21 protein-coding genes and 2 riboswitches are annotated in these 24273 nt (G+C 67.8%); of the genes, 20 read left to right on the top strand and 1 reads right to left on the bottom strand.

All coding sequences use genetic code 11. The annotated features are described in order from the left end of the window. The first annotated feature begins 4 nt into the window (after nucleotides 1–4). The 8 genes from ACJH5R_RS07135 to ACJH5R_RS07100 all read left to right on the top strand — a co-directional run bounded on the left by ACJH5R_RS07135 (nucleotide 5) and on the right by ACJH5R_RS07100 (nucleotide 8493). The gene (locus ACJH5R_RS07135) at nucleotides 5–1354 is read left to right on the top strand and encodes a PPE family protein (RefSeq protein ID WP_406757177.1); all 1350 of its coding nucleotides are present in this window, start codon (nucleotides 5–7) and stop codon (nucleotides 1352–1354) included. Nucleotides 1355–1480: 126 nt separating this feature from the next. Further along, nucleotides 1481–1666: riboswitch (M-box (ykoK) riboswitch) on the top strand. A gap of 437 nt (nucleotides 1667–2103) precedes the next feature. Then, nucleotides 2104–3315 carry a PPE family protein gene (locus tag ACJH5R_RS07130; protein ID WP_406757176.1) on the top strand — a complete coding sequence of 404 codons (1212 nt, stop codon included), beginning with the start codon at nucleotides 2104–2106 and terminating at the stop codon, nucleotides 3313–3315. Between the two features lie 19 nt (nucleotides 3316–3334). Continuing rightward, complete coding sequence (locus tag ACJH5R_RS07125) at nucleotides 3335–4048, top strand: MgtC/SapB family protein (RefSeq protein ID WP_406757175.1); 714 nt, start codon at nucleotides 3335–3337, stop codon at nucleotides 4046–4048. Nucleotides 4049–4104: 56 nt separating this feature from the next. Further along, nucleotides 4105–5028: a sterol desaturase family protein gene (locus ACJH5R_RS07120; RefSeq protein ID WP_406757174.1), complete on the top strand. Its 924-nt coding sequence runs from the start codon at nucleotides 4105–4107 to the stop codon at nucleotides 5026–5028. 120 nt (nucleotides 5029–5148) lie between these two features. After that, nucleotides 5149–5700 (top strand): LysM peptidoglycan-binding domain-containing protein, encoded by a 552-nt coding sequence (locus tag ACJH5R_RS07115; protein WP_406757274.1) that lies wholly within the window; start codon nucleotides 5149–5151, stop codon nucleotides 5698–5700. Between the two features lie 117 nt (nucleotides 5701–5817). Further along, on the top strand, nucleotides 5818–6492 hold the full coding sequence (locus tag ACJH5R_RS07110; protein ID WP_406757173.1) for a hypothetical protein: 675 nt from the start codon (nucleotides 5818–5820) through the stop codon (nucleotides 6490–6492). Next, entirely contained in the window at nucleotides 6489–6989 is a 501-nt protein-coding gene (locus tag ACJH5R_RS07105) for a VOC family protein (protein ID WP_406757172.1), read from the top strand. The genes ACJH5R_RS07110 and ACJH5R_RS07105 overlap by 4 nt, the downstream gene beginning before the upstream one ends. A 52-nt stretch (nucleotides 6990–7041) precedes the next feature. Continuing rightward, nucleotides 7042–8493 carry an FAD-binding protein gene (locus ACJH5R_RS07100; protein WP_406757171.1) on the top strand — a complete coding sequence of 484 codons (1452 nt, stop codon included), beginning with the start codon at nucleotides 7042–7044 and terminating at the stop codon, nucleotides 8491–8493. Nucleotides 8494–8574: 81 nt separating this feature from the next. Here ACJH5R_RS07100 and ACJH5R_RS07095 read toward each other — a convergent pair whose 3' ends face one another. After that, nucleotides 8575–10509 (bottom strand): ABC transporter ATP-binding protein/permease, encoded by a 1935-nt coding sequence (locus ACJH5R_RS07095; RefSeq protein WP_406757170.1) that lies wholly within the window; start codon nucleotides 10507–10509, stop codon nucleotides 8575–8577. 184 nt (nucleotides 10510–10693) lie between these two features. On the opposite strand from ACJH5R_RS07095, the gene secA2 reads away from it, so the two are divergent. From secA2 to ACJH5R_RS07035, 12 genes are all read left to right on the top strand, one after another. Then, entirely contained in the window at nucleotides 10694–13054 is a 2361-nt protein-coding gene (secA2, locus tag ACJH5R_RS07090) for an accessory Sec system translocase SecA2 (RefSeq protein WP_406781557.1), read from the top strand. Nucleotides 13055–13063: 9 nt separating this feature from the next. Continuing rightward, on the top strand, nucleotides 13064–13666 hold the full coding sequence (locus ACJH5R_RS07085; protein ID WP_406757168.1) for a CDP-alcohol phosphatidyltransferase family protein: 603 nt from the start codon (nucleotides 13064–13066) through the stop codon (nucleotides 13664–13666). Then, nucleotides 13659–14588, top strand: a complete 930-nt coding sequence (locus ACJH5R_RS07080) for a DUF881 domain-containing protein (RefSeq protein ID WP_406757167.1) — start codon at nucleotides 13659–13661, stop codon at nucleotides 14586–14588. The genes ACJH5R_RS07085 and ACJH5R_RS07080 overlap by 8 nt, the downstream gene beginning before the upstream one ends. 88 nt (nucleotides 14589–14676) lie before the next feature. Then, nucleotides 14677–15009 carry a small basic family protein gene (locus ACJH5R_RS07075; RefSeq protein WP_046189077.1) on the top strand — a complete coding sequence of 111 codons (333 nt, stop codon included), beginning with the start codon at nucleotides 14677–14679 and terminating at the stop codon, nucleotides 15007–15009. Between the two features lie 5 nt (nucleotides 15010–15014). Beyond that, a complete protein-coding gene (locus tag ACJH5R_RS07070) occupies nucleotides 15015–15788 on the top strand; it encodes a DUF881 domain-containing protein (protein ID WP_406757166.1) in 774 nt (257 codons plus the stop codon). A 28-nt stretch (nucleotides 15789–15816) separates the two neighbouring features. Next, on the top strand, nucleotides 15817–16221 hold the full coding sequence (gene gcvH / locus ACJH5R_RS07065; RefSeq protein ID WP_406757165.1) for a glycine cleavage system protein GcvH: 405 nt from the start codon (nucleotides 15817–15819) through the stop codon (nucleotides 16219–16221). A 175-nt stretch (nucleotides 16222–16396) separates the two neighbouring features. Further along, nucleotides 16397–16882 (top strand): glycogen accumulation regulator GarA, encoded by a 486-nt coding sequence (garA, locus tag ACJH5R_RS07060; protein ID WP_406781556.1) that lies wholly within the window; start codon nucleotides 16397–16399, stop codon nucleotides 16880–16882. Beyond that, the gene (locus ACJH5R_RS07055; RefSeq protein ID WP_406781555.1) at nucleotides 16882–17619 is read left to right on the top strand and encodes a MerR family transcriptional regulator; all 738 of its coding nucleotides are present in this window, start codon (nucleotides 16882–16884) and stop codon (nucleotides 17617–17619) included. Before garA ends, ACJH5R_RS07055 begins: the two co-directional genes overlap by 1 nt. A 124-nt stretch (nucleotides 17620–17743) precedes the next feature. Then, nucleotides 17744–18238: a bifunctional nuclease family protein gene (locus ACJH5R_RS07050; RefSeq protein WP_406757162.1), complete on the top strand. Its 495-nt coding sequence runs from the start codon at nucleotides 17744–17746 to the stop codon at nucleotides 18236–18238. A gap of 232 nt (nucleotides 18239–18470) precedes the next feature. Next, a complete protein-coding gene (locus tag ACJH5R_RS07045) occupies nucleotides 18471–19106 on the top strand; it encodes a MerR family transcriptional regulator (RefSeq protein ID WP_406757161.1) in 636 nt (211 codons plus the stop codon). Between the two features lie 199 nt (nucleotides 19107–19305). Next, a riboswitch (glycine riboswitch) is annotated at nucleotides 19306–19403 on the top strand. A gap of 163 nt (nucleotides 19404–19566) precedes the next feature. Then, the gene (gcvP, locus tag ACJH5R_RS07040) at nucleotides 19567–22398 is read left to right on the top strand and encodes an aminomethyl-transferring glycine dehydrogenase (protein ID WP_406781554.1); all 2832 of its coding nucleotides are present in this window, start codon (nucleotides 19567–19569) and stop codon (nucleotides 22396–22398) included. Between the two features lie 154 nt (nucleotides 22399–22552). Next, nucleotides 22553–24142: a hypothetical protein gene (locus ACJH5R_RS07035; RefSeq protein ID WP_406757159.1), complete on the top strand. Its 1590-nt coding sequence runs from the start codon at nucleotides 22553–22555 to the stop codon at nucleotides 24140–24142. The last annotated feature ends 131 nt before the right edge of the window (nucleotides 24143–24273 follow it).

The raw sequence follows: 24273 nt of genomic DNA, 5'->3' as shown, positions 1-24273 counted from the left end.
CGAGATGGATTTCGCCGTGCTGCCGCCGGAGGTCAATTCCGGACGCCTGTATACCGGGCCGGGCTCGGCGCCGATGCTGGCTGTCGCGACCGCGTGGGCACAGGTGGCATCCGAAACCGCTTCGGCTGCCGGGGTTTATCAGTCGGTGCTGACGGGATTGCTGGACGAGGGGTGGCTGGGACCAGCCGCGGGCTCGATGGCCGCCGCCGTCGCACCGTACGTGGAGTGGCTCAATGCGAGCGCGGCGCTCGCTGAACAAGCCGCGGCCCGCGCCACCGCGGCGGCGGCAGCCTTCGAAGAGGCGTACTCGGCTATTGCGCCGCCACCGGTGATAGCAGCTAACCGCAGTGCGCTGGAGCCGCTGGTCGCAACGAACGTTTTCGGCCAGAACAGTGCAGCCATCGCGGCGCTCGAGGCCGAGTATGCACACCTGTGGGTTCAGGACGCCGCGGCCATGTACGCCTATGCGGCCCAGTCAGCGGCCGCGACCGAGCTGACCCCGTTCACCCAGCCGCCGGCCACCACCGACCCCTCGGGGTTGGGCGGGCAGGCGGCGGCGGTCGCCCAAGCGACCGCAAACAGCGAGCTGTCGCGGTTGATCAGTGCGATCCCGCAGGCGTTGCACGGGCTTGGTCAGGCGGCGGCTTCGCTGTCGCCCCCGACGGCTCAGGCGAGCGCGCCAACCCTGTCACAACTCGTCTCCTACTTGTTGATCCTGCCGAAGAGCATCGTGCCGTTCAACGACGCCATCAAATCCGTTCTGTACGGCATGATCCAATACTCCCGCAATCTCACCACCGACCTGGACATCGCGGCGGCTACCGGAGGAAGTGCTGGATTCGGTTCTGGGGCTTCGGCATTGGCTGCTTCAGGGCAGACCATGGTACCGCTGGCCACCGGCGCCGGGTCGGTATCCTCGCCCCCGAGTGCGGCGGGAACGGTTGGCAGGCTCAGCGTTCCGCCGAGCTGGACGTCGACCGCGCCGGTGGCCAAGCTGGCCGCCGCCGCGGTGCCGGCCGCCGGGGTAGTGGGGGCGCCAGCCGCTGCGGCCGCCGCGGCCGGGATCCCCACCGGCGTGTTCGCTGATATGACGCTGGCGAGCCTGGCGGGAAGGGCGCTCACCGGCGCAGCCCCGCGCGGCGGGCCCGCCGCGGCTATGAACGGACATGCACAGAGCCGACTAGAACGCCTGGTCACCGAGCTGGCCGGCACCACCGACGTGCAGCACTGGCACGTCGACCCCAACCGCCTCGACAGCCTGCTCGAGGAACTCGCCGAGCAGCCCGGCGTGCACGCCGTTCACGTCAACCCGGACGGTCACAGCGGTGCCGGAACGGATCGGCAGCCGGGCTGACTCCGGTGCGACTTCTCTTGTGAGGGCAAGCTCTTTCGTATCCGGCGCGGGCCCGTGGACGGCGGCTTGCAGGCGACCCGCCGCGTCCGATTGACCCTGTCACCGCACTGGTGCACTATGGTTAAGCAAGCACCTCGTTAGGTGAGGCGTCTGCACGGATATAGGCCACTGACCCCGAACGTCGAAAGACGCCCCGGGTCAGGACAGCTCCTCCCGGATTAAGGGTTGAGCCCAAGTGGCTTCCGGGTTTGCACATTTGCGCAGGCCAGGACACGCCGTGCAGTGCCGAAGCTCTGACGAGAGGGGTGCGGATCTCGGCTGTCGCCGGGTAACTTCACCTCGTCGTGCATACGTGCAGGCACCCGCGCGTGCCCAGGCCGAGAGGAGGTGAGAGCGACATTGAGTCCGAGTGATAGTTCCTATCCGAGATCGATGTTCGTCTCCTTCGATCTCGGTACTGCTTTCACCATCTGATTCGCACCGGCGCTGAACTCGTCGACTGGCGTACCTTTCCGAAGCGGAAGGCGCCAGGCTTCGGCATGCCCTGAAATTGCTTGGTAGCTCGATCTTTTCGTCGAGCAGGTGAGCGGTTCGGCATGACTGGCTCCGGCATGTCGCTATGACCGCTGTCCCGATTTCTCCGGCCGTCTGAATTACGGCTGCAACGCATATCGGGCATCGAGCGTGCCTGCACAACCCACCCAAAGACCAGCAATTCACGGCGAAAACCATCAAAAGGGAGCAATACCATGGACTTCGGAGCATTCCCGCCGGAAATCAACTCAGCGCGTATCTACACCGGGCCCGGTTCGGGACCGATGATGGTCGCCGCCGGCGCCTGGGACAAGATGGCCGCCGAGCTCAGCTCGGCCGAGGCCGCCTACCAGGGCGTCATCAACGGACTCGTCAGCGAAGGCTGGATGGGGCCGGCGTCCAACGCGATGGCCGCTGCGGCCGCACCTTATGCGGTGTGGATGGGCGCCACCGCCGCCAAGGTAGAGCAGGCGGCCATGCAGGCCAAGGCGGCGGCCGCGGCGTTCGACGCGGCATACGCGATGACGGTTGCACCGCCGCTGATCGTCGCCAACCGGTCCCAGCTCGCGGCACTGGTGGCCACCAACTTCCTCGGCCAGAACGCCGCGGCGATTGCGGCCACCGAGGCGCAGTACGGCCAGATGTGGGCCCAGGACGCCGCTGCGATGTACGGCTACGCGGCGTCGTCGGCGGCAGCCACCAAGGTCACGCCGTTCACCTCGCCGCGTGAGGTCGCCGATCCGTCGGCGCAGGGCGCGCAGCAGGGCGCGGTCAGCCAGGCCGCCGGTACGGCCGCCACGTCGAATGCGCAATCCGCAGCATCCCAGGCGCTTGCGAACACGCCGAACACACTGCAGAGCCTCGCGTCGCCCACCCAGCCGTCGGCGCCTGCTTCATTGATCGACTGGCTCGCCAGCTTCTTGGGTGTGGAGCCTGGCGATGTGGCGAACGGCGCCACCAACCTCATGAGCAGCTCGTTCAGTCCGATGGCCGCGGCCGGGATCTCCAGCTTCGCTGCCGACATGGCGGTGGTGCGTGGTGCTGCCATCGCCGCCGGTGACCCGCTGGGCTTGGGTGCCATCGACCCGTTCACGCCGATGCTCGGCGGGCTGGGCGCTGGATTGGGCAACGGAATGCACGGGTTGGGTGGTCTGGGCACCGCCTCGGCGAGCATGGGCCACGCCGCATCAGTCGGTGCACTGTCGGTTCCGCAGACGTGGGCTGCCGCCGTACCGGCTACCGCAGCTCCGGGTACCTCGGTCGCGGCCACCGGCTGGACGGTCGCCGCGCACGCACCGGAGGCCGGCGCCGCCGGTATGCCCGGTGTGCCGCTGGCGGGCGCCGGACAGGGCCGCAACTACGGTTTCGCCGCCCCGCGGTACGGCTTCAAGCCCACGGTCATGGCTCGGCCGGTGGTCGCCGGGTGACTGTGGGAGGCTGAAGTCCATGCAGACGCTGACCGTCGCCGAGTTCACGTTGCGACTGGCTGTCGGGTTGGGCTGCGGTGCGCTGATCGGGCTGGAAAGACAGTGGCGCGCGCGGATGGCGGGGCTGCGTACCAATGCGCTGGTGGCCGCCGGCGCAACGCTGTTCGTGCTGTACTCGATCGCTGCGGATGACACCAGCTCCACCCGCGTCGCATCGTATGTGGTGTCCGGGGTGGGTTTCCTCGGTGGCGGGGTCATCCTGCGTGAAGGATTCAACGTTCGCGGCTTGAACACCGCGGCCACGCTGTGGTGCTCGGCTGCGGTCGGTGTGCTGGCTGCAGCGGGGAACCTGCTGTTCGCGGTGATCGGGACCGGCGCGATCGTCGGTACCCACGTGTTGCTGAGGCCGCTGGGTCGGCTCATCGACCGTGATCAGCACGTGGAGGAAGACGAACCGCAGTCGCCGTATGAGGTGCAGGTGATCTGCCGGCCGAAGTCCGAGAAGTACCTGCGCGCCCAGATCGTGCAACATACCGCCAGTAACGACCTGATTCTGCGGGGGATTCACACCGTCCGCGCCGGCGAGGACAACATTGCCCTCACCGCGTCCATGCTGTCGGACAGCCGGGCGCCGGACCGGCTTGAGCGACTGGTCGGCGAACTGTCTCTGCAGCCGGGCGTCTACGCGGTGCAGTGGCACGCCGAGGACCAGTCGTCGTTGTCATCGGACTGATCGGGGGTGCCGCCGAGTCCGGCATCGCTAGGCTGGTGATCCGGAGGTAGCAGGCGGTGGATGCGATCGCGGGTGTGTGGTCGGCGTTGCCCGGGCCGATGCGTGACCCGGTTATATTCGCCGTGCCTTTTTTCCTCCTGCTGCTGAGCCTGGAATGGTTCGCCGCGCGCAAGCTCGAGCAGTTCGACTCACAGGGTGTGCCCGCCGGTGCCTATCGCACCGAGGACGCCTGGGCGAGCATCTCGATGGGCCTGGTGTCCATGGCCACCACCGCGGCGTGGAAGTTCGTCGCGCTGCTCGGCTACGCGGCGATCTACACGTATGTGGCGCCGTGGCATCTGTCGCCCGCGCGCTGGTACACCTGGGTGATCGCACTGGTCGGTGTGGACCTGCTCTACTACAGCTACCACCGCATCGCGCATCGGATCCGGTTGATCTGGGCGACGCACCAGGCGCACCACTCCAGCCGCTACTTCAACTTCGCCACCGCGCTACGCCAGAAGTGGAACAACAGTGGCGAGATCTTGATGTGGATTCCCTTGCCACTGTTGGGCATTCCTCCGTGGATGGTGTTCGCCAGCTTTTCGGTGAGCCTGGTCTACCAGTTCTGGGTGCACACCGAGCGAATCGACAAACTGCCGCGGGCAGTCGAGTTCGTCTTCAACACTCCGTCGCACCACCGGGTGCACCACGGCATGGACCCCGAGTACCTGGACAAGAACTACGGCGGAATCCTCATCATCTGGGATCGGATGTTTCGCAGCTTCGCTCCCGAGCGGTTTCGCCCGCACTATGGGCTGACCAAGCCGGTCGACACCTTCAACATCGTGACCCTGCAATTCCACGAGTACGCCTCGATCGTCGCCGATGTACGCGGCGCGACCCGGTGGCGCGACCGGCTGGGCTACATCTTCGGGCCGCCCGGCTGGCAGCCCATGGCCGCGGAACCGGCCGGAGCTCCGGTACCGAGACCGCGCTGACGTAATGCGGGGCACTCCGGCGGGTGTTCGCCTAGGCTGACTAACGTCGCATCCGAGCGACAACGCCCGACGATTCAGGTCGCGGCGTGCCGATGAGAAGGGGACAACGTGGCACAGAGCTTGGGAGACACGCTCACTGCAGGAAAGAAACTCGTCAAGGGCGAGTCGCTGACCTCCAACAACGGGGCCTACACCCTGACGCTGCAGGAGGACGGCAACCTGGTGTTGGCGGCGCGAGGCAAAGCCATCTGGTCATCGGGCACCAATGGCAACGACGTGGTGCGTGCCGAGGTGCAGACGGACGGCAACTTTGTGCTGTACACCGCCGACAAGCCGATATGGCACACCGACACCAAGGGCAAGAAGGACGTCAAGCTGGTCCTGCAGGACGACCGCAACGTGGTGCTCTACGCCGCCGACGGCGCGGCCTGGTCCACCAAGACCGAGACCGACGCCCCGCCGCCCGAGGAGCCCAAGGCCGAAGAGGCTCCGGCTCCCGTGGAGGAGGCAGCACCCGCGGCGCGCACGTACACCGTGGTCGCCGGTGACACCCTGTTCGCCATCGCCGAGCGGTTCTACGGTGACGGCAACAAGTACCCGCAGATCGCCGAGGCCAGCGGCATCGCCAACCCCGACCTGATCCACCCCGGTCAGGAGCTGACGATCCCCTGATCGCCGCGCAACGCCGCCGCGGCGGCCCGGATCCCCAGGGGCCGGGCCGCCGCGCTGCGCCATGGTGGCATGGTCCGGCCGGACCGAAACCCGGCCCTCAACGATAGGAGTCGACGGTTGCGCAGGCTCGTTGCGCGGGTGCTGGCGGTGCTGTTGGGGGTCGGCGCGGCTGCCGCCGGCCCGACCGTCGCCACGGCCCGAGCCGATCGAGTGCTGGTGTTCCCGGGGATGGAGATCCGCCAGGACACCCATGTCTGCACTCTCGGCTACGTCGACCCGCTGCTGCGGGTGGCCTTCACCGCCGGTCATTGTCGGGGGAGCGGAATCGTCACCGACCGGGGCGGCACGGTGATCGGTCGGTTGGCGACCTTTCGTGACAACACGCCCAATGGTTCGACGGTCAACACCGACCAGGTGATCGCCGATTACGAGGCGATCGAGTTGGCCGACGACGTCGATGTCAACGATGTCCTGCCGGATGGTCGGCACCTGCAGGCCGGCCCGGACGACAGCCTTGAGCCCGGCGAGCCGGTCTGCCACTTCGGCATTGTCACCGGAGAAACCTGCGGCACCGTCGAGCGGATCAACAACGGCTGGTTCACCATGAGTCGCAGTGTTCGCAGTCAGCAGGGCGACTCCGGCGGTCCGGTGTATGCGCTGCGCGACGGTGGCTCGGCCCGGATTGTCGGACTGTTCAACAGCATGTGGGGCGACTACCCCGCCGCGGTGTCGTGGCCGGCGATCTCCCAGCAGGTCCGCGAAGACGTCGGCGTGCCGACCCCGCTGTCGTGACGCCTACGCCGCGCCCGCCCATCCAGATCGCCTGGGTCACAGGTGATCTCGATGCCACGGCATCGATGCTGACCGCGCTGCTGGGCGTGCGGAAATGGGTCCGTATGCCGGGGGTGCACTTCGCCCCGGACACCTGCAGCTACCTGGGTGAGCCGGCCGATTTCGTCGCCGACATCGCGTTGAGCTATGCCGGAGACATGCAATTGGAGCTGATCGCACCGGTGCGCGGGCGCAGCCTCTACGACGACTTCCTCCGTGACCGCGGGCCGGGCCTGCACCACGTCTGCATCGAGGCCGAGGACCCCGCGACCTTCGAAGTTATGCTGAACGACGCCGCCGAGCAGGGCGCCCAGGTCGTTGCCCGGGGCGTGATGCCCGGAGGCATGCAATTCGCGTACGTCTCAGCTCCGGACGCCGGCATCCCCTACCTGGAGATCGCCTACATCCCAGCCGAGATCCGAGCGGTCTTCGACTACATCAAACAGGAGCAGCGGTGAACACCGCAGCGGCGCCGATGACGAGCGCCGGCGACGAGGAGGAGTGGCGGCAATGAGCACCCAGATCCCGGACATCACCAGTGCCGAAACGGTTTCGGAGTGGTCCGACGAGTTCGACGTCGTGGTGATCGGCTTCGGCATCGGTGGCGGCTGCGCGGCCGTCACCGCGGCGGCAGCCGGGGCCCGGGTGCTGGTGCTGGAGCGGGCCGCCGAGGCCGGCGGCACGACCGCCATGGCCGGCGGTCACTTCTACCTCGGCGGGGGCACCGCGGTCCAGCAGGCCACCGGGCATGCCGACTCTGCCGACGAGATGTACAAGTACCTCGTCGCGGTGTCGCGCGAACCCGAGCACGACAAGATCCGGGCCTATTGCGACGGCAGCGTCGAGCACTTCAACTGGCTTGAAGACCTGGGCATTGCGTTCGAGCGCAGCTACTACCCGGAGAAGGCCGTGATCCAGCCCAACACCGAGGGGCTGATGTTCACCGGCAACGAGAAGGTGTGGCCGTTTCTGAACGAGGCCGTTCCGGCCCCGCGTGGGCACAAGGTCCCGGTGCCCGGTGACACCCAGGGCGCCAAGATGGCGATCGATCTGCTGCTCAAGCGGGCCGACAGCCTCGGCGTGACGATCCGCTACGAAACCGGTGCCACCGGTCTGGTCACCGACGCCGCCGGCGCCATCGTGGGTGTCACGTGGAAGCACTTCACCGAAAGCGGTGTCATCAAGGCGAAGTCGGTGGTGATCGCCGCCGGTGGCTTCGTGATGAATCCGGAGATGGTCGCCCAGTACACGCCGAAGCTGGCGGAGAAGCCGTTCGTGCTGGGCAACACCTACGACGACGGCCTGGGCATCCGGATGGGGATGTCGGCGGGCGGCGCCACCAAGCACATGGACCAGATATTCATCACCGCGCCGGTCTACCCGCCCTCGATCCTGCTCACCGGGATCATCGTCAATAAAGAGGGCAAGCGCTTCGTCGCCGAGGACTCCTACCACTCACGCACCTCGGGGTTCGTCATGGACCAGCCCGACAGCGCGGCGTTCCTGATCGTCGACGAGTCCCACATGCGCAAGCCGCAGGTGCCCTTGGTTCCCCTGATCGACGGGTGGGAGACGGTGCCGGAAATGGAAGCCGCACTAGGCATTCCGGAAGGAAACCTGGTGGCCACCCTGGACCGTTACAACACCCACGCGGCGCAGGGACAGGACCCGGACTTCCACAAGCAGCCGCCGTTCCTGGCTCCGCAGGACACCGGACCGTGGGGTGCGTTCGACCTGTCGCTGGGCAAGGCGATCTACGCCGGCTTCACCATCGGCGGGCTGGCGACCTCGGTGGACGGCGAAGTGTTGCGCAGCGACGGCCAGCCGATCCCGGGCCTCTACGCCGCCGGGGCCTGTGCGGCCAACATTGCCCAGGACGGCAAGGGCTATGCCAGTGGAACCCAATTGGGGGAGGGCTCGTTCTTCGGCCGCCGCGCCGGGGAGCACGCGGCAACCCGCTAGCGCCCCGCCCTACGCGCCCAGCGTCCCTACCCCCGTCGAGCGTGAAGGTGGCTTCACGTTCGGCGAAGGGGGAGGCGGCGGCTAGACCGGACTGAGGTCCCAGCGGCCCTGGCCGAGCAGCTCCAGCACGTGCTTGTGGTGCTGGCGGACCGTGTGGCGGTGGCTCACGCTGACCAGGATGGTGTCGGGCAGCTCGGAGCGCAGCAACCGATACAGCGTCAGCTCCAGCCCCTCGTCGAGGGCCGATGTCGACTCGTCGAGGAACGCGGCCTTGGGCTGGGTCAACAGGATTCGGGCGAATGCCACGCGCTGCTGCTCACCGGGTGAGAGCACCTTGGCCCAGTCCTCGACGTCGTCGAGCCGGTCGAGAAGATTCGGCAGTGACACCTTGACCAACGCCTCGGTGATCTCGGCGTCGGAGACCTCGCCGACCGACAGCGGGTAGGAAACCACCGCGCGCAGGTCGCCCAGCGGGATGTAGGGCAGCTGCGAGATGAACATGGTGGCGTTGACCGCATCGGGGCGCCGCAGGGTTCCCGACGCGTACGGCCACAACTGGGCCAGGCTGCGCAGCAGCGTCGTCTTGCCGCTGCCCGACGGTCCGGCGATCATCAGGGCGTCACCGATGCCCAGCTGCACGTCGAGCGCTTCGATCAGCGGGACACCCTCGGGGTTGCGCACCTCGACACCCTCGAGGGCCACCGTGCCGTCCGGGCTGGGCTTGACCAGCAGCTCGGGAAGGTCCCGGGCCTCGCGGTTGGCTTCCACCAGCCCGTGCAGACGAATGATCGAGGCCCGGTAGCCGGCGAAGTTGTCGTAGGCGTTGCGGAAGAACGACAGTGAGTCAGAGATGTTGCCGAACGCCGAGGCGGTCTGCGCCACCCCGCCGAACATGATCTGCCCGGAGAACAGCCGTGGCGCCTGGATCACCCAGGGCAGCGGCACGATCGCCTGGCTGACCGACAGGTTCCAGCCGGAGAACCCGATGGTCCGGTTCACGAACTTCAGATAGTTGGCGATGATCGCGCGGAACCGCGTCCGCAGCTGGACCCGCTCGGCCAGCTCGCCCCGGTAGAACGCCACCGATTCGGCGGCGTCGCGCACGCGCACCAGCGCGTACCGGAAGGCGGCGTTGGTGAGCTCATTGCGGAAGCTCAACCGGATCAGGGGACGGCCGATCCAGAACGCGACGACGGTCGCGATGGCCACGTAGACCAGCACGATCAAGAACATCGCCCGCGGAATGTCGAACCCGAACACGGTCAGCGTGCCCGACAGGTTCCACAGGATGGCGGTGAACGACACCACCGTGACCATGGACTGCACGGCGCCGAACAACAGCGTGCTGCCGGTGCCGTTGGCCGGTGCGTTGACGTTGGCGCCGTTGCCCGCGGTGAAGATGTCGATGTCCTGCTGAATACGCTGGTCCGGGTTGTCGATCGCGCCTTCGATGGCTTCGCCGACGGCCGGGTCGAGCGGTGTCTTGACGAAGTGGGCCCGGTAGTAGGCCCGCCCGTCCAACCAGTCCCCGGTCAGTCGCTCGGTGAGCCAGCTGCGCCAGTTCACCATGAAGTGCTGGGTCAGATAGATGTCGAGCATCACCCGTGCCACGTGCAGCACGGCCATCACGCTGAAGATGCCGATCGACATCCAGAATCCGTGTACGCCCGACTGCTTGATGGCCTCGTCGCCCCCGGCGGCGCCCTGGAAGGCGGTCTGCAGCGACGAGTACATGTCGTTGCCCTGGAAGCTGAACAACACGTTGAGCCGGACGGCGGTGATCACCGACAGCAGCAGCACGCCCAGCATCAGCCAGACGCGGAGGCTCTCCCGCCCGGTGAAGTAGGCGCCGCTGATCTCCCAGAACTGGCGTCCCCATCGGGTGCTGACCCGCAGCAGGGCGGCCACAGCGAGCACGCTGACGGCGCTGATGGTCCAGGCCAGGGCGATCCACACCAGGGAATCGGGCAGCGCGTGCGCCCAGTCGATGGATGGGTTGAACAGCTTCGAGTCCACTGCCGATGTCTCCTTGCCGTTCGTTATCGCCGCAATCGCGTCGCGGCCGGTATCCGAATCGAGAAATCCCGTGCGAAACCTACCGCAGCAGTGTGGCGTCGCGCCGGATAAGCCTTGCCCGTCACCCCGCCGACGCGATGGTGCCCCCGGCTTGCAGGCGGTGGCCACCGCGTACCGTTGTGCTGTGGCTAACACCTCCAAGACTGTCTCCGCAACGCGAACCAAATCGGGTCGGCTCAGCGGGAAATTCTGGAAACTGCTGGGCGCCAGCACCGAGAAGAACCAGAGTCGTTCGATGGCCGAGGTCACGGCCGCCGGCGAGTACGCCAAGAAGGCGGCCGGGCTCGACGATGAGCAGCTGCGCAAAGCCGCGCAACTGCTCAAACTCAAGGAGCTGGCCGACGCCTCGGACATCCCGCAGTTCTTGGCAATCGCCCGCGAGGCCGCCGAGCGCAGCATCGGGCAGCGCCCGTTCGATGTTCAGCTGCAGGGCGCGCTGCGGATGTTGGCCGGCGATGTGGTCGAGATGGCCACCGGTGAGGGCAAGACGCTCTCCGGCGCGATCGCCGCCGCGGGCTACGCCATCGGTGGCCGGCACGTGCACGTGGTCACCATCAACGACTACCTGGCCCGCCGCGACGCCGAGTGGATGGGCCCCCTGCTGGAGGCGCTCGGGGTCACCGTCGGGTGGATCACCGAAGACTCCACGGCGGCCGAGCGCCGTGCGGCCTACCAGTGCGACGTCACCTACGCGTCGATCAACGAGATCGGTTTCGACGTGCTGCGGGATCAGCTGGTCACCGATGTCGACGACCTGGTCTCGCCCAACCCCGACGTGGCGCTGATCGACGAGGCCGACTCGGTGTTGGTCGACGAGGCGCTGGTGCCGCTGGTGCTGGCCGGCACCACCCACCGGGAGACGCCCCGGATGGAGATCGTCGAGCTGGTCGGACGACTCAAGCCCGGAGTGGACTACGACTCCGACGAGGACCGGCGCAACATCCACCTCACCGAGGTGGGGGCGAATAAAGTCGAGAAGGCGCTCGGTGGCATCGACCTGTACTCCGAGGAGCACGTGGTCTCCACGCTGACCGAGGTCAATGTCGCTCTGCACGCACACGTGCTGTTGCAGCGCGACGTGCACTACATCGTCCGCGACGGCAAAGTGCAGTTGATCAATGCCTCGCGCGGCCGGATCGCCGCCCTGCAGCGCTGGCCGGACGGCCTGCAGGCCGCGGTGGAGGCCAAGGAAGGCATCGAGACCACCGAGACCGGTGAGGTGCTCGACACCATCACGGTGCAGGCGCTGGTCAACCGGTATCCGACCGTGTGCGGCATGACCGGTACGGCGTTGGCGGCCGGTGAACAGTTGCGGCAGTTCTATCAGCTGGGGGTCTCGCCGATCCCGCCGAACATGCCCAACATCCGCGAGGACGAGGCGGACCGGGTCTACATCACCGCCGCGGCCAAGAACGACGCGATCGTGGCCCACATCGTCGAGGTGCACGCCACCGGACAGCCGGTGCTAGTCGGCACCCACGACGTCGCCGAGTCCGAGGAACTGCACGAGCGGCTGCGCAAGCGCGGTGTTCCGGCGGTGGTCCTCAACGCCAAGAACGACGCCGAAGAGGCCACGGTGATCGCCGAGGCCGGCAAGCTCGGGGTGGTCACCGTCTCCACCCAGATGGCCGGCCGCGGCACCGACATCCGCCTGGGCGGGTCCGAAGAGGCCGACCACGACGCGATCGTCGAACTGGGCGGGCTGCACGTGATCGGTACCGGCCGACAGCACACCCAGCGCCTCGACAATCAGCTGCGGGGCCGGGCCGGCCGTCAGGGGGACCCGGGGTCGTCGGTGTTCTTCTCCAGCTGGGAAGACGAGGTCGCCGCGACCAACCTGGAAGCCAACAAGCTCCCGACCGAGACCGACGACGACGCGCGGATCCTCAGTCCCAAGGCCTCCGGGTTGCTCGACCACGCGCAGCGCATCGCCGAGGGCAAGCTGCTCGACATCCACGCCAACACCTGGCGGTACAACCAGCTGATCGCCCAGCAGCGCACCATCATCGTGGAGCGGCGCAACACGCTGCTGTCCACCCCGGCCGCTCGCGAGGAGCTGGCCGAGCTCACCCCGAGGCGCTACGCCGAGTTGAAGGCGCAGCTGGGGCAGAACGGGGAAGACGGCGAAGCCAAGCTGGAGAAGATCTGCCGGCTGATCATGCTCTATCACCTGGACCGCGGCTGGGCCGACCACCTCGCGTACCTGGCCGACATCAGGGAGAGCATCCACCTGCGTGCGCTGGGCCGGCAGAACCCGCTCGACGAATTCCACCGGTTGGCACTCGACGCGTTCGCCTCGCTGGCCGCCGACGCCATCGAGGCCTCCCAACAGACGCTGGAGACCTCGGATTCGATCGAGTCCGAGCCGGGTATCGACCTGTCGAAGCTGGCGCGGCCCACCTCGACGTGGACCTACATGGTCCGGGACAACCCGCTGAGTGACGACAGCATGGACGCACTGAGCCTGCCCGGGATCTTCCGCTAGGGGGTCGGAATGTCTGCCGGGTCCGGCTCCGACCGCGTCCAAGACCGGGTGCTTACGGTGCCCAACGTCATCAGCCTGGCCCGTCTCGGGCTGATCGGCGTCTTTCTGTACCTGCTGCTGGTCGCGCGGGCGGACGGGCCGGCGGTGGCGATTCTGATGCTCAGCGGCGCCTCGGACTGGGCCGACGGCAAAGTGGCTCGGCTGTTCAACCAGTATTCGAGGCTTGGCGCCCTGCTCGATCCGGCGATCGACCGGCTCTACATGATCACCATTCCGGTCGCCTTCGGGATGCGCGGACTGGTGCCCTGGGCGATCATCGCAACGCTGTTGGCCCGGGACCTGCTGCTGGCCGCGACGCTGCCTGCACTGCGTAGCCGGGGCCTGACCGCGCTGCCGGTGACCTATATCGGCAAGGCGGGCACCTTCGCGCTGATGTCGGCGTTTCCGTTGATCCTGCTGGGGCAGTGGGACCAGCTGTGGAGCCGTGTGGTGCTCTCGGCCGGCTGGGGTTTCCTGCTCTGGGGCTTGGGTATGTACCTGTGGGCGTTCGTGCTGTATCTGATCCACGTGACCCTGGTGGTCCGCACGATGCCGAAGGTGACCGGTGGCTGAACCGTTCTTCGCGCTGAGCGGATACGACTCCCAGGGTGCGGGCGCCCACCAGGCCGGCCGGCCACGGAAGTTCGCGGTGCCGTCGCTGCTGCGTTCGCTGCTTTCCGAACATCTCGACCCGGGCTATGCCGCCGCGGCCGCCCGGCGTGCACGCCGGACCGCGCCCCCCGCGGCCACCACCCGGGTCGCGGGATGGGCCTGGGAGGCGGTGGCGGCGCTGCTGGTGGCGACGGTGTTCGCCGTGGCGGTGGCGCAGGCGCGGTCGGTGGCGCCCGGGGTGCACGACGCCCAACAGGTGCTGGCGACGAACGTCCGATCGGCCGAAGCCGTGACCGGCAAGCTGGCTGACAAACGTGACACGTACGCCAACCGCGTCGACGACCTGCGCCGGCACCGGCTGGCCGACGACGCCCAGGGGCAGCGGGTGCTGGCCGGCCTGGATGCGCTCAGCCTGGAGGCTGCCAGCACCCGGGTGGCCGGCCCCGGGGTCACCGTCACGGTGACCGATCCGGGCGCCGGGCGAAATCTCTCCGATGCGTCCAAACAACGGGTGTCGGGCAGCCAGCAGATCATCTTGGACCGCGACCTGCAGCTGGTGGTCAACTCGCTGTGGGCCAGCGGGGCCGAGGCGATCGCCGTCGGCGACGTCCGCATCGGCCCCAACGTCACGATCCGGCAGGCCGGTGGCGCCATCCTGGTCGACAACAAGCCGATCAGCAGTCCCTATGCGCTGCAGGCCATCGGGCCGCCACAGCAGCTGCGCGATGCCTTCGACCGCAGCCCGGGGCTTTACCGGCTGCGGCTGCTGGAGGCCTCCTACGGGGTCGTGGTGCGCGTCGACGGCCGCGGCTCGGCCGACATCACGCTGCCGGCTGGTTCGGTGCGAGATGTCCGGTTTGCCAAACAGATAGGGGCATCGTGACGCAAGCTTGCGCTGCGGGCCGCGGCTTGGCCGTTGTGGCCGTTGCGACCCGCACGGGTCCGGTTCGGGAGGCTGGAGTGGTTTCGCAATGATCGGTATCGCCGCGCTGATCGCCGGGATAGTGCTGGGGCTGGTGTTTCATCCCAGCGTGCCGGAGGTGGTTCAGCCCTATCTGCCGATCGCCGTGGTGGCGGCGCTGGACGCCGTGTTCGGTGGCTTGCGCGCCTACCTGGAGCGGATCTTCGACGCGAAGGTGTTCGTCGTGTCGTTCGTGTTCAACGTTCTGGTGGCCGCACTGCTGGTCTACCTCGGCGACCAGCTGGGGGTCGGCACGCAGCTCTCGACCGCGATCATCGTGGTGCTGGGCATCCGCATCTTCGGCAACGCGGCGGCACTGCGGCGACGACTGTTCGGGGCCTGACTCCCATGAGCAGCACCGACCCGGCGTCGCACGGCCGCCACGAGCGGCCGCAGCCGTCACCGCAGGACGGCGTGCCGCCGCCGCGGGGCCGCTCCGGGCCGTTGTTCAGCGTGCTGGGGATGCTGCTGTGCCTGTTGTTGGGCGTGGCGATTGTCACCCAGGTTCGCCAGAACGATTCCCAGGACGCACTGGAGACGGCTCGGCCCGCCGACCTGCTGGTGTTGCTGGACTCACTGCGTCAACGCGAGGCCACGCTGGGCACCGAAGTCGCCGAACTGCAGCAGACGCTCAATGCACTGCAGGAGTCCGGCAGCAGTGACCAGGCCGCTATCGAGAACGCCCAAGCGCGGCTCGCCGCCCTGGCGATCATGATCGGCACCGTGGGTGCGGTCGGCCCCGGCGTGGTGGTCACCGTCGAGGATCCGGCCCGCGGTGTCGCACCCGAGACGATGCTCGACGTGATCAACGAGCTGCGGGCGGCCGGCGCCGAGGCGATGGAAGTCCGCGATGGCACGAAGGCGGTGCGCATCGGCGTGGACTCGTGGGTCGCCGGCACGCCCGGCGCGCTGGAGTTCGATGGCACCGCGCTGACGCCTCCGTATTCGGTTCTGGCGATTGGGGATCCCCCGACTCTGGCGGCCGCGATGAACATTCCCGGCGGGGCGGTCGACAGCGTCAAACGCCTCGGCGGCGCCATGGCGGTGCAACAGGCCGACCGCGTGGAGGTGACCGTGTTGCGGCAACCGAAACCACGCCAATACGCTCAGCCAGTCAAGTGAGCCCGACAGCGCAAGGAGCACGATCACCGTGAGCGACGTTCCATCCGACCTGTACTACACCGCTGAGCACGAGTGGGTTCGCCGCACCGGCCCGGACACTGTCCGGGTGGGTATCACCGACTTCGCGCAGGCGGCGCTGGGCGACGTGGTCTTCGTCCAACTGCCCGCTGCGGGCACCGGGGTCACCGCGGGCGAGGCCTTCGGCGAGGTGGAGTCGACCAAGTCCGTCTCCGACCTCTACGCGCCCATCACCGCGTCGGTGAGCGCGGTCAACGCCGACCTGGACGCGAACCCGCAGTTGGTGAACTCCGACCCGTACGGTGCCGGCTGGCTGCTGGAACTTCAGGTGGCCAACGCGGATTCGGCGGCTCTGGACCAGAGTCTGTCGGGTCTGTTGACCGCCGACGCCTACCGGGCGACGTTGTCGGAATGACGATTGTTAGCCTGCCTGCCGGGACGCGCCGGGTGTCCGGCGACACGATCCCGCGGTGCGGGGGACATGACGGACCGCTGCGCGGTACGGTCGACTCAGCGATTCAGGGTTGGGCGCAACACATGTCCGGCAGGCGCGACCAGGTAGCAAAACAGCGGCCAGTGAGGAGTAGCGGGTGACGGAGAAGGACCCGGCGACGGGGCAAGACCAGGCAGGCGACGAGGTCACCGTGGAAACCACATCGGTTTTCCGCGCCGACTTCCTCAACGAACTCGACGCTCCCGCGCAGGCGGGCGGCGAGAGCCTGACCTCGGGTGTGGAGGGGCTGCCCGTGGGATCGGCGCTGCTGGTCGTCAAGCGCGGTCCCAACGCCGGATCGCGGTTCCTGCTCGACCAACCGGTCACCGCTGCTGGCCGGCACCCCGACAGCGACATCTTCCTCGATGACGTCACGGTGAGTCGTCGTCACGCCGAGTTCCGGCTGGAAGGCAACGAGTTTCAGGTCGTCGACGTGGGCAGCCTGAACGGGACCTACGTGAACCGGGAGCCGGTCGATTCGGCGGTCCTGGTCAATGGCGACGAGGTCCAGGTAGGCAAGTTCCGCCTGGTGTTCCTGACCGGCCCGAAGACGGGTGAGGCAGAGGCCGGGCCGGGCAGCTAATGACCGCGCCTGACAGCCCTGAACTGGCCGGGATGTCAATCGGAGCGGTGCTGGATCTGCTTCGGCCGGATTTTCCCGACGTCACGGTCTCCAAAATTCGCTTCCTGGAGACCGAGGGGCTGGTCATGCCGCAGCGGGCGGCGTCGGGCTACCGCCGATTCAGCGCGTACGACTGCGCTCGGCTGCGTTACGTGCTGACCGCGCAACGCGACCAGTACCTGCCGCTGAAGGTGATCAAGGCGCGGCTGGATGCCGAACCGGACGGCGCACTGCCCTCACCGGAGTCGCCGTATCCCACGCCGCGGCTGGTCTCAGCCGGCGGCGACACCGCCCATAACGGGACGGCGCTGCCTGCGCCGCCCCGGCAGGTGCGGCTGAGCCGGGAGGATCTGCTGGCGCGCTCGGGCGGCGACGACGCCCTGGTGACGGCGTTGGTGCGATCGGGCGTGATCACCGCCGGGCCCGGTGGGCTGTTCGACGAGCACGCGGTGGTGATCGTCCAGTGCGCGCGGGGGCTGGCCGACTACGGCGTCGAGCCGCGGCACCTGCGTGCTTTCCGCTCGGCGGCCGACCGGCAATCCGACCTGATCGCCCAGATCGCCGGTCCGCTGGTCAAGGGCGGCAAGGCGGGCGCACGTGACCGGGCCGACGACTTGGCCCGCGAGGTCGCGGCGCTGGCAATCGCGCTGCACACCGCGCTGCTCAAGTCGTCGGTACACGACGTACTGCACGGCTGAGGACTAGACTTCGCCTCGGCGGCTAGTTGCGCGGCATACGGTTGTCCGACCGAGGGTTTCGCAGCGAGTCATACTGGGACGACAAGGACTTTGGGACGCAGCGAACGCGGAGGGCTGACTGGAGATGGGTGAAGTACGCGTGGTCGGCATCCGCGTCGAGCAGCCGCAGAACCAGCCGGTGCTGCTCCTGCGTGAAGCCGACGGTGATCGATATCTCCCGATCTGGATCGGGCAGGCCGAAGCCGCCGCCATCGCCCTGGAGCAGCAGGGCGTGGAGCCGGCCAGGCCCCTGACCCACGACTTGATCCGTGACCTGATCGGCGCACTCGGGCATTCGCTCAAGGAGGTCCGAATCGTCGATCTGCAGGAGGGCACGTTCTACGCCGACCTGATCTTCGACCGCGACATCACGGTGTCGGCGCGCCCGTCGGACTCGGTGGCCATCGCCCTGCGGGTGGGGGTGCCGATCTATGTCGAGGAAGCGGTGCTGGCCGAAGCGGGCCTGCTGATCCCCGACGAGACCGACGACGAGACCGCCGGCGCGGTGCGCGAAGACGAGGTGGAGAAGTTCAAGGAATTCCTCGATAGCGTGTCGCCCGACGATTTCAAAGCAACCTGACTCGGCGCGGCGGACTCAGCCTCGTCACAGATCCGTTTCATCTCTCGCGGTCAGCGCGACACGCCCGAACGAAAGCAACACGCGCAAAACCGGGCCCCCATACTTGAGCCACGGCGGGAACAACTGCACGGCAGCTCGTCGGACGGCGTATGCTCACGACCAACTCGGGCAAGAGCAAACGCGGCCACCGGCCAGCCAGTGGCAACGAGCGCGATCGGCGAGAGGAAGCAGCGTGGGCGACCAACCGGGGCAGGATCAGCTGGACTACATGGGTCAGTCCGACCAGGGTGACCGTGACGTCCCTGCGGCCCCATCCAGTGCCGGCCAACCCGTACAGGGCGGACTGTTCCCCGACGACTCCGTCCCGGACGAGCTTGTCGGTTACCGCGGCCCCAGCGCCTGCCAGATCGCCGGCATCACCTACCGTCAGCTCGACTACTGGGCCCGGACCTCGCTGGTGGTGCCTTCGATCCGGGGCGCGGCCGGCTCCGGCAGCCAGCGGCTGTACTCGTTCAAAGACGTCCTGGTGCTCAAGATCGTGAAGCGACTCTTGGACACCGGTATCTCGCTGCAGAACATCCGGATCGCCGTGGATCACCTTCGTGAGCGCGGTGTCCAGGATCTGGCCAACATCACGCTGTTCTCCGACGGCACCACCGTGTACGAATGCACCTCGGCCGAAGAGGTCGTCGACCTGCTGCAGGGCGGCCAGGGCGTGTTCGGCATCGCGGTGTCGGGCGCGATGCGTGAGTTGACCGGCGTGATCTCCGACTTCCCCGGGGAGCGCGCCGACGGCGGCGAGTCGATCGCCGCGCCCGAAGACGAGCTGGCCAGCCGCCGCAAGTTCCGCGACCGCAAGACCGGCTAGGGCTTCCCAGGGCTTCCTGCGGCTTCGCAGCCAACGAAACCCGTTGGGGCACGCGGCTTTTATCCGATCCGGTCTTAGCCATTCACTTCGCTGACCCGGCGCCCGGCGTCTTTCACCTGTTCGGCGCGGCCAATCTGCGCGCGGTAGCGGGCTTCGACGTCGGCGGAGCGAGGCTCGGCGGGTAGTATTGGGTCCGCATCAGCCTTGCGCGGGAGAGTTCCGTGGCAGCCAGCCGCGGACGCCGAAGGAGCAATACCTCTCCGTCAACCTCTCAGGCACCCGGACCGCGCCGGCATTGATGCCTCTGGAAAGCGGTGACGCCCAGTCGGGCAACACCCGCCCATGGGGAAAGGCGCCCCAGACATCGCGGCGCCGAATCTCTCAGGCGCCCGGGCCGGGCAGACGACAGAGGGGGAGGACACGAATTCGTCTCGCAGTCGTCTAGCGCCCAGGAGTTCCCGTGTCCGAGCACACCGAATCCAGCTTTGTTGACCGGCATATCGGCCCCGACAACACCGCGATCAGCACGATGCTCGCCGCCATCGGTGTCGGGTCGCTGGAGGATCTCGCGGCAAAGGCGGTGCCCGCCGGCATCCTCGACGCGCTGAATGCCGATGGCATCGCGCCGGGGCTCGACGTCCTTCCGGCTCCGGCTACCGAGGCTCAGGCCCTGGGCGAACTGCGCGAACTGGCCGATGCCAGCACCGTCGCGGTGTCGATGATCGGCCAGGGCTACTACGACACGCTCACCCCGCCGGTGCTGCTGCGCAACATCATGCAGAACCCGGCGTGGTACACCGCGTACACGCCCTACCAGCCGGAAATCAGCCAGGGCCGGCTGGAGGCCCTGCTGAACTTCCAGACCATGATCGCCGATCTGACCGGGTGTGAGATCGCCAACGCCTCGATGCTCGACGAGGGCACCGCCGCCGCCGAAGCGATGACGTTGATGCACCGCGCGACGCGGGGCGCCTCGCATCGGTTGCTGGTCGACTCCGATCTGTTCGCCCAGACCGCGGCGGTGCTGGCTACGCGGGCCGAGCCGCTGCGCATCGAGATCGTCACCGCCGACCTGCGGGAAGGACTTCCCGACGGCGACTTCTTCGGGGTGATCGTGCAGTTGCCGGGCGCCTCGGGCCGGATCACCGATTGGTCCGAGCTGATCGAGACCGCCCATGAGCGTGGTGCGCTGGTGGCGGTGGGTGCGGACCTGCTGGCATGCACGCTGCTCACCCCGCCCGGCGAGATCGGCGCCGACGTGACGTTCGGCAGTGCCCAGCGGTTCGGGGTGGCGATGGGCTTCGGCGGCCCGCACGCCGGCTACCTGGCGGTGCACTCGGGCCATGCCCGCCAGCTGCCCGGCCGGCTGGTCGGGGTGTCCCTGGACGCCGATGGATCAGCGGCGTTCCGGCTGGCGCTGCAAACCCGCGAACAGCACATCCGCCGGGACAAGGCCACGTCGAACATCTGTACCGCGCAGGTGCTGCTGGCCGTGATGGCTGCGATGTACGCCAGCTACCACGGTGCCGACGGCTTGGCCGCCATCGCGCGGCGTGTGCACGGCCAGGCCGAGAAGCTCGGCGCCGCACTCGGCGAGGCGCTGGTGCACGAGCGCTATTTCGACACGGTGCTGGCCCGGGTGCCCGGCCGCGCTGACGAGGTCATCGCCGCGGCCAAGGCCAAGGGGATCAACCTGTGGCGTGTCGACGCCGACCACGTCTCGGTGGCCTGCGACGAGACCACCACCGACGCGCATGTGGCGGCGGTGCTGGACGCCTTCGGGTTGGCCGCGGTCGAGCCCACCGGCGCATCGATCGCCACCCGCACGTCGGAATTCCTGACGCACCCGGCGTTCACCCGCTACCGGACCGAAACCGCGATGATGCGCTACCTGCGCACGCTGTCGGACAAGGACATTGCCTTGGACCGCAGCATGATTCCGCTCGGTTCCTGCACGATGAAGCTCAACGCCGCCGCCGAGATGGAGTCGGTCACCTGGCCGGAGTTCGCCCGCCAGCACCCGTTCGCCCCGGCCGGCGACGCGGTGGGACTGCGGACGCTGATCGCCCAGTTGGAGACCTGGCTGACGGGGATCACCGGGTATGACGCGGTGTCGCTGCAGCCCAATGCCGGTTCGCAGGGGGAGTACGCGGGTCTGCTGGCCATCCACGCCTACCACGCCAGCCGCGGTGAGTCGCATCGCGACATCTGCCTGATCCCCTCCAGCGCCCACGGCACCAACGCCGCGTCGGCGGCGCTGGCCGGAATGCGGGTGGTGGTGGTGGCCTGCCGGGACAACGGCGATGTCGACCTTGACGATCTGCGCGCCAAGGTCGACCAGCACGCTGCGGCGTTGTCGACGTTGATGATCACCTACCCCTCCACGCACGGCGTCTATGAGCACGACATCGCCGAGATCTGCGCCTCCGTGCACGACGCCGGCGGCCAGGTCTACGTCGATGGAGCCAACCTCAACGCGTTGGTCGGCCTGGCTCGGCCCGGAAAGTTCGGCGGAGACGTCAGCCACCTGAACCTGCACAAGACCTTCTGCATTCCGCACGGGGGCGGCGGCCCCGGCGTCGGGCCGGTGGCGGTGCGCGCGCACCTGGCCGAGTTCCTGCCCGGGCACCCGCTGGCCGCCGAGTTGCCCGGCGGGCATCCGGTGTCGGCCGCTCCCTATGGGTCCGCGTCGATCCTGCCGATCACCTGGGCCTATATCCGGATGATGGGTGCCGACGGTCTGCGTGCGGCGTCGCTGACGGCGATCGCGTCGGCGAACTACATCGCCCGCCGGCTGGACGAGCACTACCCGGTGCTCTACACCGGTGAGAACGGCATGGTCGCCCACGAATGCATCCTGGACCTGCGGGAGATCACCAAGAACACCGGCGTTACCGTCGATGATGTCGCAAAACGGTTGGCCGACTACGGTTTCCACGCACCGACCATGAGCTTCCCGGTGGCCGGAACTCTGATGGTGGAGCCCACCGAGAGCGAGAGTCTGGCTGAGATCGATGCGTTCTGCGAAGCGATGATCGCTATTCGCGGCGAGATCGACCGGGTCGGCTCCGGCGAATGGACGGTTGAGGACAACCCGCTGCGCGGGGCCCCGCACACGGCCGAGTGTCTGATGGTCGACAAGTGGGAGCACCCCTACACCCGGGAGCAGGCGGCCTATCCGCTGGGCCGCGGATTCCGACCGAAGGTGTGGCCGCCGGTGCGCCGGATCGACGGTGCGTTCGGCGACCGCAACCTGGTCTGCTCGTGCCCGCCGGTGGAGGCCTTCGGCTGAGTCGCCCGCATTGGGTAAACAGACAGCAAAGTCTCAGCCGCAGCAAAAAAGAGTCTAGGATCGCCCTTATCCAATTCATGGTTGAGGTTCGCGCCTAGGAGGACTCGTGCAGGAGCCCAAGTCTCGCTCCTGTCTCACCGCCGGCATCGCCCTCGTGAGCGCTGGGATGGTCACGGTCGCCCCGGTCACGGTGCCACCGCGGGCCTGCGTGATTTCGCCCGGCGTGGCGCTGACCACCTCCTACGGCGACCTGTTTGCCAACACGCGCGACAACATCGAGCGCATCAGCGCGAACGCGGACTGGTCGGCGATCTCGCAGTTGTTGACCGCCCTGTTCGCCAATCCAGCCGGGGTCATCGAAGCGGCCGGCAACTTCACGCTGGCCGTGGACACCGACACCGCGTCGCTGCCGGCCACGGTCGCGGTGCAGCTGTCGCCGGGGCTGGAATTGCTCATTGCGGGTCTGACATCGCACGTGGCGACCCTGGACGCGCTGTTCGGCGTGGTCGACGACCTGGGCGATCCCAAGACCGCATTCACCGCGCTGTTCAACGCGCCGGCCACCCTGCTTGACGCCTACCTCAACGGCCAGCACAACCTGTCCCTGCTGGGCGGCATCATCAGCATCCCGGCGTTCAACGGGGTTCTGGCGCCCGAGCAGAGCCTGGAGATCGACCTCAATTTGTCCAGGCTGCTGGAGATGCTGGGGTTGGGCACTCCGGATCTGAGCAACCTGAACCTCGACGGCGTGATCGACCAGATCCGTTCCGGCACCTTGACCTTGGGGGGCCTGCTCAGCGGGCTGGGGTTCAGTGACGACGGTGTCGGGGATCTGCTGAAGCTGACCACCAACGTCAGCACGCTGGGGGAGTTGCTCGACTTCGTGGGCCTGGGCGACTTGGGTCTGAGCCGCTACAGCCTGACCGCCCTCCTGGGTGACCTAGGCCCCAACACCGACTTCTACCGGGATCTGGACCTCGACCTCGAACTCGGCAACTTCCGCCTCGCGGACGTGCTGAGCGCGTTCGGGGTCGACGCCGCAATCCCGCTGGGGCTGGGCCACCTTCTGGTCGGCCTTGGCGACGGCAACCTCGCCGGCGAACACCTCGGCAGCCTGCTGTCGGAAGTCGGGCTGCTGACCCAGCTTCTCGGGTGGCTCCACGCGACCGCGGCCGACCTCTTCGACCCTGTTCCCCTGGTGGGGCCGCTGCTGACTGGGCTGGTGAGCGACCTGCTGGGGGCCAGCGGCCTGGAAACCCTGCTCAACACCTTCACCGTCGGCGATCTGCTGGGCGACCTGCAGCTCGGTGACAGCGTCAGTTCACTGCTGGGGAATGTGGGCGGCGCGTTGCTGTCGGCCGGCAACCTGACCATCGGCGGCATCCTGGTAGACCTCGGCTTCACCGATTCCGTCGGCGACCTGACGCTGCGCGATGTGCTCAGTGGGCTCGGGGGTGCGCTGGGCGACGTCCTGATCGATGGTCCGCTCGGGCTGGACCTCACCTGGCTGTTGAACGGTCTGGATGTGAGTGACCTGGTCGGCTTTCTGGGGCTCGACGGTTTGTCGCTCAACCTCGGCGACCTGGTCGGGAACTGGGTGAACCCCTACCTCGCCGACCTGCTCGAGGGCTTCGCCCAGGGCCAAGTGAATCTGGCCGGCGCCAGCGTCGGCGCCTTCGGTGGGACGTTCACCGAACTGTTCGTCAGCATGCCGCAGCAGCTGCTCGCCATGCTGGGCGGCTAGGCACCAGGTCCGCTTCGTAGCCACCTCAGATCGGTCGAATTCGCGCGCCGGGGTGCTGTGGGACGCCGCACCCGCAATACGGAGAAAATTCAGCGAAATCTCAAGTTCGACCTCAAATAGGTTTACGCTGA

This window comes from Mycobacterium sp. SMC-19 (assembly GCF_045310815.1).
GTDB lineage: Bacteria > Actinomycetota > Actinomycetes > Mycobacteriales > Mycobacteriaceae > Mycobacterium.
The sequence above is the reverse complement of the archived record's forward strand: the minus strand, read 5'-3'. Positions and strand labels throughout refer to the sequence as shown.

Bases quoted from the DNA above. Each gene is read 5' to 3' on its own strand.
- ACJH5R_RS07075 (WP_046189077.1), top strand. From the start codon at position 14,677: ATGATCGGTATCGCCGCGCTGATCGCCGGGATAGTGCTGGGGCTGGTG.
- ACJH5R_RS07085 (WP_406757168.1), top strand. From the start codon at position 13,064: ATGTCTGCCGGGTCCGGCTCCGACCGCGTCCAAGACCGGGTGCTTACG.
- ACJH5R_RS07125 (WP_406757175.1), top strand. From the start codon at position 3,335: ATGCAGACGCTGACCGTCGCCGAGTTCACGTTGCGACTGGCTGTCGGG.
- ACJH5R_RS07135 (WP_406757177.1), top strand. From the start codon at position 5: ATGGATTTCGCCGTGCTGCCGCCGGAGGTCAATTCCGGACGCCTGTAT.
- ACJH5R_RS07070 (WP_406757166.1), top strand. From the start codon at position 15,015: ATGAGCAGCACCGACCCGGCGTCGCACGGCCGCCACGAGCGGCCGCAG.
- ACJH5R_RS07130 (WP_406757176.1), top strand. From the start codon at position 2,104: ATGGACTTCGGAGCATTCCCGCCGGAAATCAACTCAGCGCGTATCTAC.
- ACJH5R_RS07100 (WP_406757171.1), top strand. From the start codon at position 7,042: ATGAGCACCCAGATCCCGGACATCACCAGTGCCGAAACGGTTTCGGAG.
- ACJH5R_RS07055 (WP_406781555.1), top strand. From the start codon at position 16,882: ATGACCGCGCCTGACAGCCCTGAACTGGCCGGGATGTCAATCGGAGCG.
- ACJH5R_RS07050 (WP_406757162.1), top strand. From the start codon at position 17,744: ATGGGTGAAGTACGCGTGGTCGGCATCCGCGTCGAGCAGCCGCAGAAC.